The organism is Gorillibacterium massiliense (assembly GCF_000455485.1).
Lineage (GTDB): Bacteria > Bacillota > Bacilli > Paenibacillales > NBRC-103111 > Gorillibacterium > Gorillibacterium massiliense.
Genome location: NZ_CBQR020000146.1, coordinates 131,734 through 146,532 on the forward strand (window position 1 = coordinate 131,734; position 14,799 = coordinate 146,532).

Below are 14,799 nucleotides of genomic sequence, written 5' to 3' on the forward strand. Positions count from 1 at the left end.
TGGGCATACATATATATATGATACCAGAAAGATTGGATAACGGAAATGCACTCATACCGTCAAGATGCGAAATATTGTTATCTTAACATTTTCTTTGCCGCTATACAAAAAAGTTTTATCCTTCTTAAGGGGGGAAGGCAGTTTTAAGAAAATCAACGAAGAAACGGACATTTCAGCAAAAAACCGGAAGATTTATTCGGCAATTCGAATATTTTAAATTGATATCTAGTGGGACGGATGTTAAAATGGGGAAAATATTTTTTCAAGACATTTTTTAGAAGAAAGGTTGCGCATGTATGAGAACGAATGGAATGCCTACAAAACAGGGACTATACGATCCCCAGTTTGAGCACGATGCCTGTGGCATCGGGTTCGTCGCCCACATCAAGGGAACACCTTCTCATCGTATCGTCCGTCAGGCGCTCCAGGTCCTCTGTAACCTGGATCATCGCGGCGGTCAGGGAAGTGAATCAAACACCGGCGATGGTGCAGGAATCTTAATGCAGATTCCCCATGCCTTCCTGAACAAAGCGTGCAAGGAGCAGGGGATCAGCCTGCCGGAACCTGGCCGCTTTGGAGTCGGCATGTTGTATATGCCCGCCGCTGAAGCTGTTCGTGAAGCCTGTGAACGCATCGTGGAATCGATCGTTCGGGAAGAAGACCAGGTCGTGCTTGGTTGGAGGAACGTGCCGGTTGACAATTCAACCCTTGGAGAAACCGCCAGGAAAACCGAGCCTTTTGTCCGCCAATTGTTTGTTGGCGCAGGAGTACTGAAGCAAAATGACGAATTGGCCTTTGAACGGAAGCTGTATGTGATCCGCAAAAGAACGGAACACGCCATCCGTCAACTGGAAGGCGCCGAAAGTTTTTATTACTCCAGCCTATCCAGCCGCACCATCGTTTACAAAGGCATGCTTACTCCTGAGCAAGTAGACTCGTATTATATCGAACTGCAGAACCCCGAAGTCGAATCGGCTCTCGCCCTCGTTCACTCCCGCTTTAGTACCAACACCTTCCCCAGTTGGGAACGCGCACACCCTTACCGCTATATGATTCACAACGGCGAAATCAATACTTTGCGTGGCAATGTGAACTGGATGCGTACGCGCCAGGCACTCTGTGAAACCGACCTCTTCGGAGACGATTTCAAAAAGCTGCTTCCTTTAATAGAAGAGGATGGAAGCGATTCGCAAATTTTCGATAACGTTTTGGAGTTTTTGACGCTGACGGGCCGTTCTTTGCCGCATGCCGCAATGATGATGATTCCCGAGCCTTGGTCCAAGCATGAAACCATGGATCCGGCAAAGCGCGCTTTTTATCAATACCACAGCTGTCTGATGGAGCCATGGGACGGACCGGCTGCCATTTCCTTCACTGACGGCCGGATGATCGGTGCCGTGTTGGACCGCAATGGCCTTCGCCCCGCCCGTTATTATGTAACGTCGGATGATCTGATCGTGCTGGCTTCGGAAGTCGGCGTCATGGATATAGCTCCGGACAACATCGTCCGCAAGGACCGTCTTCAGCCTGGACGCATGCTGCTGGTGGATACCAAGGAAGGCCGCATCGTTTCGGATGAGGAAATCAAGGAGCGCATCACGGGCGAGCATCCTTATCAGGAATGGCTCGATAAGAATCTCGTCAGCCTGGATGACCTGCCGGCCGCTCCGCAAGTTGCCGCAGCCGACTCAGCTACCGTTATGCAGCGCCAAATGGCTTTCGGCTACAATTTCGAAACGCTGCGAAAGTTTCTCGAACCGATGGCGAAAAACGGAGTGGACCCCATCGGCTCTATGGGATATGACGCGCCGCTTGCCGTTCTCTCCGATAAACCGCAGCTTTTATACAACTATTTCAAGCAGCTGTTCGCACAGGTAACCAATCCGCCTATTGACGCGAACTTTGAAGAGATCATTACCGCCCAGGAAACAACCATCGGGGCTGAAGGCAATTTGATTGATCCGTTGCCGGAGAGCTGCCGCCAAATCCGCATCAAGTCCCCAATTTTATCCAACGAAGAGTTGGCGAAATTGAAATTTTTCAGCGCAGAAGGCTTTAGGGCAGTAACGCTTTCCATCGTCTATCCGGCCGCTGCAGGTGAGGACGGTCTTGAAGAGCGGATGGAGCAGATCTTCGCGGAAGCGGATGAAGCCATTGCCGGCGGCGCCACTATTCTGATCCTTTCGGATCGTTCTATGGATGCGGAGCATTCGCCGATACCAGCGCTTCTTGCTACCGCCGGTTTGCATCATCATTTGATCCGGCAAGGTACCCGGACGAAAGTCGGCTTGGTTGTGGAATCCGGCGAGCCTCGGGAAGTGCACCACTTCTCCCTGCTCATCGGTTACGGAGCGGGAGCGATCAATCCTTATCTCGCCTTCGAAACGTTGGATGACATGATTGCTCGGAACCAACTGACCGGCATTTCCTCTGAAAAAGCGCAATACAACTACATGAAAGCTGCAACCAAAGGTGTCGTGAAGGTGCTGGCGCGGATGGGCATTTCCACGATCCAGAGCTACCGCGGTGCGCAAATTTTTGAAGCCGTCGGCTTGAAAAAAGCGCTGATCGACAAATACTTCACCTGGACGCCTTCCCGTATTGAGGGCATTGGCCTCGATGTCGTATCCCAGGAAGTCGCCCTGCGTCACAACCGGGCTTATTCGCCTCTGGAAGGCGTCGATCCGGTTCTGGATGCCGGCGGCGAGCTGCAATTCCGGGCGAACTCGGAAGAGCATCTGTATTCTCCGGAATCGATCCATGCTCTGCAAACGGCGGTTCGCAGCGGCAACTACAATGAGTACAAGCGGTTCGTCAAGCTCATTCAACGGGAGTCGGAGAGAAAGTTCAACCTTCGGGCTCTGCTGGAGTTCAAGGAAGACCGTCTTCCGATTGCCATCGACGATGTCGAGCCGATCGAATCGATATTCAAACGTTTCAAGACCGGTGCGATGTCCTTCGGCTCCATCAGCCAGGAAGCCCACGAAGCGCTGGCTATCGCGATGAACCGCATCGGCGGCAAGAGCAACACCGGCGAGGGCGGCGAGCATCCGAACCGGTTTACTCCGGACGCCAACGGCGATTTGCGACGCAGTGCCATCAAGCAAGTGGCTTCCGGCCGCTTTGGCGTTACCAGCAATTACCTGGTGAATGCGGACGAAATCCAAATCAAGATGGCGCAAGGCGCGAAACCGGGTGAAGGCGGACAACTGCCGGGCCGCAAGGTTTATCCCTGGGTAGCTGAAGTCCGGGGCGTTACCCCCGGCGTAGGCTTGATATCGCCTCCTCCGCATCACGATATCTATTCCATCGAGGATCTGGCGGAACTGATCCACGATTTGAAAAATGCCAATCCGCGGGCGCGGATCAGCGTCAAGCTGGTCTCCGAAGTCGGCGTCGGCACCATCGCTGCCGGCGTCGCCAAGGGTAAGGCCGATGTCGTCCTGATTTCCGGCTATGAAGGCGGAACGGGCGCATCGCCGCAAACCAGTATCCGCCACGCCGGACTGCCTTGGGAGCTGGGCCTTGCCGAGACCCATCAGACGCTGGTGCTAAACAACCTGCGCAGCCGCATCACCGTCGAAACCGACGGCAAGCTGCTCACCGGCAGGGACGTAATCGTAGCGGCGCTTCTCGGCGCCGAGGAATTCGGCTTCGCCACCACCCCGCTCATCAGCCTTGGCTGCGTGATGATGCGCGTGTGCCACATGGACACCTGTCCGGTAGGCGTAGCGACCCAGAATCCTGAGCTGCGCAAGCGATTCGCCGGCGACCCGCAGCATGTCGTCAATCTGATGACCTTCATCGCCCAGGAAGTAAGGGAATACATGGCGGAGCTCGGCTTCCGCACCATCGAAGAGATGGTAGGCCGTACCGATGTTTTGGAACCGAAAAAGGCAGTCAGCCACTGGAAAGCCAAAGGAATCGACCTATCGCCCCTCTTGTATCAGCCTGAGGTAGATGAATCCGTCGGTCGCTTCTGCAGCGAAAGCCAGGATCATGGTCTGGACCGTTCCCTCGACGTTACGAAGCTGCTGGCCGCATGTAAACCGGCTCTGGAAAACGGCGAGCACGTCCATGCCATCATGTCGATCCGCAACGTCAACCGCGTTGTCGGCACGATCCTTGGCAGCGAAGTGACCCGTATGTACGGGGCGGAAGGCTTGCCGGCGGATACGATCCGCCTGCACTTCAACGGCTCTGCCGGACAAAGCTTCGGAGCTTTCGTGCCGAAGGGTATCACTCTCTCCTTGGAAGGGGACGCCAACGACTACATCGGTAAGGGCCTCTCCGGCGGCAAAGTGATCGTCTTCCCGTCGAAGCTGGCCGGGTTCGTTCCGGAAGAGAACATCATTATCGGCAACGTCGGCTTATATGGCGCAACTGACGGCGAAGCTTACATTCGCGGTCGCGCCGGCGAGCGCTTCTGCGTCCGCAACTCCGGCGTCCGCGCTGTCGTGGAAGGCGTCGGCGATCACGGTTGCGAGTACATGACCGGCGGCCGTGTGGTCGTGCTTGGCAAGACCGGGCGTAATTTCGCCGCAGGCATGTCGGGCGGTATCGCTTATGTGTATGACGTGGACGGCAAATTCAAAAACAGAGTGAACCAAGAGATGGTTCATCTGGAGCAGTTGGAAGACTCTTTCGAGATCAATGAAGTCCGGAGCCTGATCCGGAATCATTTCAAATTTACCAGCAGCACCGTGGCCCATCGTATTTTGGAAAATTGGGAAGATGAAGTGTTCAACTTCGTGAAGGTCATCCCCAAGGATTACAAGCGGATGTTCGAAGCCATCGAAAAAGGCAAGCGAGCCGGGCTTAGCAACGACGAGGCAGTCATGGTCGCCTTTGAAGAAAATATGAGCGACGTGTCGCGCGTCAGCGGCAACTAGGGGAGGAGAAGAACAATGGGAAAGCCAACAGGTTTCTTGGAATATAAGCGCGAAGTCCCTAAAGAAGAAGATCCTCTCCTCAGGGTCAAGCATTACCGGGAATTTCACGAGCATCTGCCGGAAGATAAGCTGCAGGTTCAAGGCGCTCGCTGCATGGATTGCGGGATTCCCTTCTGCCATTCCGGAACTTTGATTGCAGGGATGGCTTCCGGATGTCCGGTCAACAACCTGATTCCGGAATGGAACGATCTGGTCTATCGCGGCCAGTGGCGGGAAGCACTCAACCGTTTGCATAAAACAAACAACTTCCCGGAATTCACCGGACGGGTTTGCCCCGCTCCCTGCGAAGGCTCCTGTACGGCAGGCTTGAACGGCCAGCCGATTACGATCAAAACCATCGAGCGCTCCATCGTCGATAAAGGGTTTGAAGAAGGCTGGATCGTACCCGAGCCTCCTAAAAACCGCACAGGTAAAAAGGTAGCCGTCGTCGGTTCTGGTCCCTCGGGACTGGCGGCTGCCGCCCAGTTGAACAAAGCGGGACACACCGTCACCGTCTATGAACGGGCTGACCGGGTGGGTGGACTGTTGATGTACGGCATCCCCAACATGAAGCTGGAAAAGACAGTCATTCAGCGCCGTGTCGACTTGCTCACCGCCGAAGGCGTTACTTTCGTAACCAACACGGAAATCGGCAAGGATATTCCCGCCGATCAGTTGAAGCGGGAGTTCGATGCTGTCGTTCTATGCGGCGGAGCCACTGCCGGCCGGGATCTACGTATCGAAGGCCGGGAGTTTAAAGGCATCCATCTGGCGATGGAATTCCTCAAAGCCAATACAAAGAGTCTGCTGGATTCCAATCACGAGGACGGCAGCTACATTTCCGCTAAAGGCAAGGATGTCGTCGTGATCGGCGGCGGGGACACCGGCACTGACTGTGTCGGCACCTCCATCCGCCACGGCTGCAACAGCGTGATCCAACTGGAAATCATGCCGAAGGCGCCGGACGTGCGTGCGGCGAACAATCCTTGGCCGGAATGGCCGAAGGTTTACAAAATGGATTACGGCCAGGAAGAAGCTGCCGCCAAGTACGGTGCTGATCCTCGCCGCTATCTGGTCAACACCAAGCACTTTATCGGCGATGATAACGGCCACGTGAAGGAACTGCTGACCGTTGAAATCGAATGGAAACGGGACGATTCCGGCCGCATGATTCCGGTAGAAGTACCGGGCAGCGAGAAGATCATTCCCGCGCAGCTCGTGCTGCTGGCCATGGGCTTCACCGGACCGGAAAACACCGTGCTGGAACAGCTTGGGGTTGAGCGCGACGAGCGCAGCAACGCCAAAGCGGCATACGACAAGTTCGCTACCAGCGTACCGGGTGTTTTTGCAGCTGGCGACATGCGCCGCGGGCAAAGCCTGGTGGTTTGGGCGATCAATGAAGGCCGCGCCGCCGCCCGGGAGGTTGACCGCTACCTGATGGGAGCGAGCAATCTGCCGTAACGTATAGGAACGAAGGATGTTATTTCATACGCATCGCCGTCGGAGTTGAATCCGGCGGCAGGTGCGTTTTTTATTGTTAAAGATTCATCGTTCAACAAAAGGGGATCCGAGTGTTCAATAATGAACATTTTGAATCGATTCTGATTATTGATGTTATATAATCCTCCTCACTATAATTAACAATATGATCGATATTCAACAAAGTGTTCAACAAAGTGCTTTTCGGTTTAGTCACTGGGCGAAATGCTGAACCAAAAAATGACGGGGATTGGCCAGACTTCGGCCGTTCGCAAGAGCCGCGTTGCCGAAGCGTAGGGTATGCGGTACATAAGTTGCAAAAAACTCGTTGCAGCACCTGACACCTTTATATAGGCGGCGGGTGTTTGCTCATTTCAGGGTGTCTGTTGCTTGAAACTAATAGTTAATGGAGGTGTTCCTTTGGCTGAGTTTTTTCAATTCTTGCACATAATCGACACAAATTACGAAACCTGTTACATCTCTGCCGAAAAAGTCAAAGGAAAACCGTACAGACAACTAGAAGGTTTAAATTATACGATGGTCAAAATGAAAGGCTGGAAGAGTAAGATTAGTAATAGGATTTGTTGTTAGGGGTGAGGATGCATCAATGATTATGCATATCGGACTGGACGTTGGTTCCACAACGGCAAAGCTGGTTGCGGTCAGCGGCATGGGGCAGATTTTATTCCAGGTGTATAAAAGGCATCTTTCCGATGTGAAAAAAACCGCGCTGCAGCTATTGGAAGAGTTGCGCTCCCTGTTTCCCGACGCGGAGGCGACGATGCAGATCAGCGGTTCGGCGGGGTTGGCGTTGGCGAAGCCGATGGGCGTTTCTTTCATTCAGGAAGTCGTCGCTTGTACGGATGCAGTCGAGCGCTTTATTCCCGATGCCGACGTGGTCATCGAGCTGGGAGGAGAAGACGCCAAAATTATCTATTTGTCGGGCGGCGTTGAACAGCGGATGAATTCTGCCTGCGCAGGCGGGACGGGCGCATTTATCGATCAGATCGCCGCCCTTTTGCAGACAGATGCCGAAGGGCTTAATGAACTGGCCAAGCGTTACGAGGTGCTGTATCCCATCGCCTCCCGCTGCGGCGTTTTTGCCAAAACCGACGTGCAGCCGCTCTTGAATGAGGGGGCTAGACGGGAGGATATCTCCGCCTCGATTTTTCAAAGCGTAGTCGCCCAAACTATCGGCGGTTTAGCTTGCGGCCGGCCCATCCGTGGCAAGGTGGCTTTTCTCGGTGGCCCTCTGACGTTCCTCTCGGAGCTGCGCAAGCGCTTTGCGGAAACGTTGAAGCTCACGCCGGAGAATGCCGTCTTTCCCGAAAACGCCCAATATTTTGTAGCCCTGGGCGCTGCCTTCGGCAGCCGGAAGGATGAAGCGCTGCCTCTCGCCGTATGGCTTAAGCGGCTGCGGCAATCGGAGTTTTCTGTCTCCGACGGCTCGGCAACACTACCTCCGCTTTTCCGTGACGCCGATGAGCTGGAAGATTTCCGTACCCGGCATCGTGAGGCTTCTGCATCCCGGGGGGATTTATCCGGTTACGAAGGACCCTGCTATCTGGGAATCGATGCTGGTTCGACAACGACCAAAATCGTACTGACCGGTCAAGAGGACGAACTGTTATATACATTTTATGGAAGCAATAAAGGAAATCCGCTGCAATCGGTCATCGACGGCATGAAGGATTTATATGCGCAGCTGCCAATGTCGGCTTATATTGCACGATCGGCGGTCACCGGCTATGGCGAGGGCTTGATTAAAGCGGCCCTTTGCGCGGATATCGGTGAAATAGAGACGGTGGCCCACTATAAAGCCGCCTACAAATTCCGCCCGGACGTGGATCTCATCCTCGATATCGGCGGGCAGGATATGAAGTGCATGAAAATCCGTAACGGCACCATCGACAGCGTGTTGCTCAACGAAGCGTGCTCGGCGGGCTGCGGCTCGTTTCTGGAAAGCTTCTCTCAAGCCCTTGGCCTCGAAGTGAAGGAATTTGCCGAGCAGGCGCTTCTGGCGGAGCATCCCGTTGACCTTGGCTCGCGCTGTACCGTGTTCATGAATTCCAAGGTCAAGCAGGTGCAGAAAGAAGGAGCTACGGTTCCCGACTTGTCCGCCGGGCTGTCTTATTCGGTCATCAAAAACGCGCTGCAAAAAGTCATCAAGCTGCGCAATCCGGCCGATCTTGGCGAACGGGTCGTTGTCCAGGGCGGAACCTTCCTGAATGAAGCCGTACTTCGTGCTTTTGAGTTGCAAACCGGCGCCAATGCCGTAAGGCCGGATATAGCCGGCATTATGGGCGCGTACGGATGTGCTTTGATCGCCAGGGAAAGCTGGCAGGAAGGGGAAGTCGGCAGCCTCCTGTCCTTGGAAGAGCTGGAGTCCTTCACCTATGGCGTGACCCGGCGGCGCTGCGGCTTGTGCGGTAACCGCTGCCTTTTGACCGTGAACAAGTTCCCGCAGAGCGGCACTTATATAACCGGCAACCGCTGCGAACGGGGAGCCGGAAAGGAAAAGGCGGTGTCCGGCATTCCCAACCTCAGCCGGTACAAATACGACCGGTTGTTTGCTTACGAATCGCTCCCTTCCGAGGTGGCTCCCCGTGGTACGGTTGGGATTCCCCGGGTGCTCAATATGTTCGAGAATTATCCGTTGTGGCACACGTTTTTCACCAAGCTCGGTTACCGGGTTGTTCTCTCGCCGGCCACGGACAAAGGCCTCTATGAAAAAGGGCTGGAATCGGTCCCCTCCGAATCCGCCTGCTACCCGGCGAAACTGGCTCACGGCCATATCGAATCGCTCCTGGAAAAAGGGGTCGATCTCATCTTCTATCCTTCCGTCGTTTATGAAAAGAAGGAGATGGAGGAAGCCAGCAATCATTACAATTGTCCGGTCGTCGCTTCTTACCCGGAAGTGATCCGTACCAATATGGATGGGTTGAAAGAGCGGAACGTTCCTTACTTCAATCCTTTTGTTACCCTGGATAATCAAAAGGCGCTGGCCTCAGAGCTGGCGCGTACCTTCCCCGATATCCCCAAGAAGGAAGTGCTGGCGGCAGTGGCGGCAGCTTGGGAGGAACAGGATGCTTTTCGGGCGGAGATTCGCCGCAAAGGCGAAGAAACGCTGCAGTATTTACAGGAAACGGGGCGCAAGGGCATCGTTCTTGCCGGTCGTCCCTACCATGTAGATCCGGGGGTCAATCACGGCATACCCGAGTTGATCGCCGGTTACGGCATGGCGGTGCTTACCGAGGATTCCATCGCCCATCTGGGACATATCGACCATCCACTTCGGGTGGTCAACCAGTGGACGTACCACGCCCGGTTGTATCGGGCGGCTTCTTACGTGGCGGAGATGAGCAACCTGGAGCTGGTGCAGCTTACCTCGTTCGGCTGTGGGCTTGATGCGGTAACAGCGGACATGGTTCAGGAGATTTTGGAAAACCAAAATAAAATGTTCACCCTGCTCAAGATTGATGAAATCCGCAATTTGGGCGCGCCCCGCATCCGTATCCGCTCGCTGATGGCGGCGATGAAGGAACGGGAGGGCAAGGGAGTTGCTCCGCATGAGACGGCGAAGCCGGTGGAACGGGTGCTTTTCACCAAAGAAATGAAGCAAGATTATACGATTATCGGCCCGCAGATGTCTCCTATCCACTTCGAGCTTCTGGAAAAAGCGGCGCAAGCGGAAGGATTCAAGCTGGAGGTGCTTCCCAAGGTCGGCCGTCAGGACGTCGATGAGGGCTTGAAGTATGTCAACAATGACGCCTGCTACCCTGCCGTTCTGACCATTGGGCAAATCCTGGCGGCGCTGAAGAGCGGCAAATACGACCTCACGCGTACGGCGGTAATGATGTCCCAAACCGGGGGCGGCTGCCGCGCCACCAACTATATCTCGCTTCTGCGCAAAGCGCTGAAAGAGGCGGGAATGGAGCAAGTACCCGTGATTTCCGTCAGCGCCAATGGAATCGAAAAGCATCCGGGCATGAAATTCACCACCGCCTTCGTGCTGCGATTGGTCGCCGCCGGTGCCTATGGAGATCTGCTGATGCGGGTGCTCCACCGGGTGCGTCCTTATGAACGGACGGAGGGCAGCGCCGATCTTCTTTTCCGCAAGTGGATGGATATCTGCAAAGCGTCGCTTTTGGATTTTAAATATTCCGAGTACAAGAAAATCGCCCGGGACATCGTCAAGGAATTCTCCGCGCTTCCGCTTTATGAGATCCGCAAGCCGCGGGTCGGCATCGTCGGAGAGATTCTGGTTAAGTTCCACCCGGACGCCAACAATCAGATCATCGCTGAAATTGAAAAAGAAGGCGGAGAAGCCGTCATTCCCGATTTTCTCGACTTTATGCTTTACTGTGCCTATAACGCGACTTACAAAACCAAACAGTACGGGACAGGATGGAAGGGACAAACCGGCCATCTGATCATCGCCATGATCGAACGGCTGCGCAAGCCCATAAAGGATGCACTCCAGACTAGCGGCCGCTTTCGCCCGTTCCATTCTATCTATGAGCTGGCAGCCAAGGCGAAACGCTTGCTGTCCGTTGGCAACCAAACGGGAGAAGGCTGGTTTTTGACGGCGGAAATGATGGAGCTTCTCGATGACCATGTCTTCAATATCGTCTGCGTTCAACCGTTCGCCTGCCTGCCGAACCACGTAGTGGGGCGGGGGATGATCAAAGGGCTGAAGGCCCTCTATCCCGATGCCAACATTGCGGCGCTTGATTTCGATGCCGGCGCAAGCTCGGTCAATCAGTTGAATCGGCTCAAGCTGATGATGGCTGCGGCTTTCAAGCGGTTGGAGGAAGAACTCTCTCTCGCTGGAGTCGAGTCTATCGCTCATCCGGGAGCCGATAGTGTACCGGCGGCCCTGCCGCTAAAGTAACTTTCTGCGTTATAGTTTGTACCTGCAAAACCAGATCATTTTCAGATAATAACTGGAAATGATCTGGTTTTTTTCTCGACGACTACTACCATAGATTCTATAATTTTGATAATATTAGGAATAACATAACTATTTTTTTACAAAATATTAATTTTATAGGATGACCGGTTTTAAAAATCCAAAAAAGTGAATAGAAGAAAGCCGGGTGATCGCAGAATAATCAGATTTGACGCGGAAGACAACAGCTGTTGAATCAGATGGGATACTTTTCAGGTTAAGATTATGTTATTTTATCTGACAAAAAAATCGCATAAAGATGAATTTTTATACAAATTATTCCATAAAAACTGGTTGGCTTGTTTAGTATTTATAAAAAAAGCGAATACCGAAACGTGAATTTTTGGATTGACGTTATATTTACTGACATGTATTATAGTGTGTAATTTACATTTTAAGGTTTCACTTGTTTGCTTAAGGGGGGAGTTAAATCTGTAGAGAGGCAGCCGCAAGATCGCGGGGGGGTTTTTAGAGTTCTTTCAGGATTCATACAGGTATTCATCATCTCAAGTAACCAAGGAGGAAACGGAATGGCGAAGAAAAAAAGTATTTGGTCCGTATTATTGATCTTCTCTCTCCTAGGGATTTTGTTCACAGGATGCAATACCAATAAAGATTCGAAAGAATCAACATCACCGAGCGCTAGCACCGCTCCATCCAGCAGCTCAGCACCCTCCGCTACCGCAAAGCCTGCAGATGGACCGGTTGACGGCGGTACCCTTGTTCTTAGCTCTTTTTCCGACGTGGTGAATCTCAACCCTATAATGATAAATGACACCTCTTCGGGGGATGTGGCTCAGTTTATTTTCGCTCAACTATACGATCTGGATCGCGGCGGCAACGTAACGGCGGAGCCATGGTCGCTGGCAGCGGCTCTCCCGGAAATTTCCTCTGATGGCTTGACGTATACCGTCAAATTGAAAGACGGGATTAAATGGAGCGACGGCCAACCGATCACCGCCGATGACGTGGTGTATACCGTGAAAACGGCCATCAATCCCGATACCGGGTCACCTCTCATCAGCTCCCTGGATAAAGTGAAGACGGTGGAAAAGGTGGATGACAAAACCGTTAAATTCACCTTAAAACAAATCTATGCCCCCATCCTGTATTCACTCTGCTTGCAGCTCGCTCCGGAGCATATTCTGAAAGACGTTCCGGTAAAAGAGATGCAAACCAACGCTTTCGGAACGGACCCGGCGAAGACGGTTACCAGCGGAGCTTGGAAATGGACGGCATGGAAGCACGGCGAAAGCCACACTTTGGATGCCGATCCCAACTACTGGGGTTCTGTCAAACCTCATATCTCCCAACTGGTTTATAAAATCTACGCGGATCAAAACACCGAGGTACAGGCTTTGCTGAAGGGTGACGTGGACCATGTCAGTGCCATTCCGGTTACGCAAGTAGAGGCAGTAAAAGCCAACAAGTCCGTCAGCGTGATTCAAAAACCGGGTCCTCAATATGAGTATGTCGGTTTCAATTTCGACGCCAAAAACTTCAAGGACAACTACGATTTGTTTACCGGACAGAAGACCCGCCAGGCGATTGCCTACGCTCTGAACCGGCAAGGCATGGTAGACAACATTTTGAAGGGCGTCGGCGCTTTGATGAATGCGCCCTTCCTGCCAGATACATGGGCGGACCCGAAAGATGCAGCCGTGAACTATGAATACAGCCCGGATAAAGCCAAGCAGCTATTGGCCGAAGACGGCTGGGTTGCCGGATCCGATGGCATTCTTGCCAAAGATGGGCACCGCTTCTCCTTCGAGTTGCAATATAATGCAGGCAACAGCCGCCGGGAGCAAGTAGCCGCCGTCGTTCAGCAGAACTTGAAAGCCGTCGGCATTGAAGTAACGCCGAAAGCCATCGATTTCGCTTCCTGGATCGATAAAAACGTTACTCCCGGCAAGTTCCAGGCTGTTCTACTTGCTTGGTCGCTGAATAATCCCGACCCGGACGGGGAAAGCATTTTCTCTTCGAAGTATTTCCCGCCTGCCGGACAAAACAGCGGCTGGTATAAGAATCCGAAGTTGGATCAGCTTTGGGTTGACGGCTATTCTACCGTTGATCAAAGCAAACGGAAGGATATCTATAAAGAAGTGGCCAAGGAAATTTCCACGGATCTGCCGTACGTCTTCCTCTACCAATATGGGCAGGCGATCGGCACAGGACCCCGGGTTCACTGGGCGGATGCGGATAGACCGGAACCGTCTCTCGGCTACGGGCAATACTTCCACGCCATCAACTGGTGGGTAACCAAATAAAAGCAGAGCGGGGAATAGAATGAAGGGGGGAGGAAAGAGCGATCTCTTTCCTCTTCTCCTTTTTTCCGAAGACTCCGGTACGATGCAACCCTTCATAGGAGGACAGTCTGATGACAGAGTATTTGATCCGCCGCATCCTGCAGTCGATTCTGGTTATTTTCCTTATCACGATCTTTACGTTTATTCTGATACATGCGGCGCCTGGGGGTCCGACACAAGTGATGCTGTCACCGGGACTCTCGCCGGAAACCTTCAAACAGCAGGCGAGAAACCTGGGACTCGATCAACCGGTTCCGCTGCAATATGTTCATTGGATCAAGGATATGCTGCACGGCAATCTCGGCTACACCTTTAAAAATCATCTTCCCATTTCGGATCTGATGTGGCCGCGGATCGGCAATACGTTCATTTTGATGGGAGTGGCTTGGCTGGTCTCCCTTATCATTGCGATTCCTTGGGGGATCTATAACAGCACGAAAGTTTACGGCGTATCGGATCAGACGGCATCCTTTATCTCTTATCTCGGTTTTGCCATGCCCACCTTCTGGTTTGGCATCCTGTTGCAGCAGTGGTTCTCGTTGAAGCTCAACTGGTTCCCGTTATCGGACATGCATACCCGCGGGCATGCGGGAATCGGCGATTTGTTCCTGCATCTTGTGTTACCCGTTACGGTTTTGGCCTTGGGTTTTCTAGCCTCTTATATGAAGTATGCCCGGGCCAGCATGCTGGAGGTTTTAGACCAGGATTACATCCGGACGGCAAGGGCTAAAGGGGTTAAGGAAGGAAAAGTGGTATTCCGCCATGCGCTGCGCAACGCGCTGATTCCGATCATTACGATATTGGGGTTGGATCTTCCTATTCTGGTTGCTGGAGCAACCTTGACCGAAAACGTATTCAATTGGCCAGGGATGGGCCGATGGTTCGTGGAGATGGCGACTGCGCGGGAATATTCGGCGCTGATGGCGATCACCATCGTCATAGCGGTTATGGTGGTCATCGGGAATTTGTTGGCTGACATCCTTTATGCAATCGTCGACCCCCGCGTGAAGCTGGGCAAACAGGGAGGGAAGACGGCATGAGCAGAAATCCCCAATCTCTTGTTGAATTTATCGAGCCTTCGAAGAAACCGGACAAGCCAAAATCCTCTATCGACCCAACCGTTTCCAAAAGA

5 protein-coding genes are annotated in these 14,799 nt (G+C 53.1%); all 5 read left to right on the forward strand.

What is annotated here, in order from left to right; all coding sequences use genetic code 11:
* Positions 1 to 296: 296 nt before the first annotated feature.
* The 5 genes from gltB to TJ79_RS20180 all read left to right on the forward strand — a co-directional run bounded on the left by gltB (position 297) and on the right by TJ79_RS20180 (position 14,707).
* Complete coding sequence (gltB, locus tag TJ79_RS20160) at positions 297 to 4,892, forward strand: glutamate synthase large subunit (RefSeq protein ID WP_040952126.1); 4,596 nt, start codon at positions 297 to 299, stop codon at positions 4,890 to 4,892.
* A 15-nt stretch (positions 4,893 to 4,907) separates the two neighbouring features.
* Complete coding sequence (locus TJ79_RS20165; RefSeq protein WP_040952127.1) at positions 4,908 to 6,392, forward strand: glutamate synthase subunit beta; 1,485 nt, start codon at positions 4,908 to 4,910, stop codon at positions 6,390 to 6,392.
* Positions 6,393 to 7,020: 628 nt separating this feature from the next.
* Positions 7,021 to 11,304, forward strand: a complete 4,284-nt coding sequence (locus tag TJ79_RS20170; RefSeq protein ID WP_202903349.1) for a 2-hydroxyacyl-CoA dehydratase — start codon at positions 7,021 to 7,023, stop codon at positions 11,302 to 11,304.
* Positions 11,305 to 11,891: 587 nt separating this feature from the next.
* Positions 11,892 to 13,628 (forward strand): peptide-binding protein, encoded by a 1,737-nt coding sequence (locus TJ79_RS20175; RefSeq protein ID WP_040952128.1) that lies wholly within the window; start codon positions 11,892 to 11,894, stop codon positions 13,626 to 13,628.
* A 110-nt stretch (positions 13,629 to 13,738) separates the two neighbouring features.
* Positions 13,739 to 14,707 (forward strand): ABC transporter permease, encoded by a 969-nt coding sequence (locus TJ79_RS20180; RefSeq protein ID WP_040952129.1) that lies wholly within the window; start codon positions 13,739 to 13,741, stop codon positions 14,705 to 14,707.
* The last annotated feature ends 92 nt before the right edge of the window (positions 14,708 to 14,799 follow it).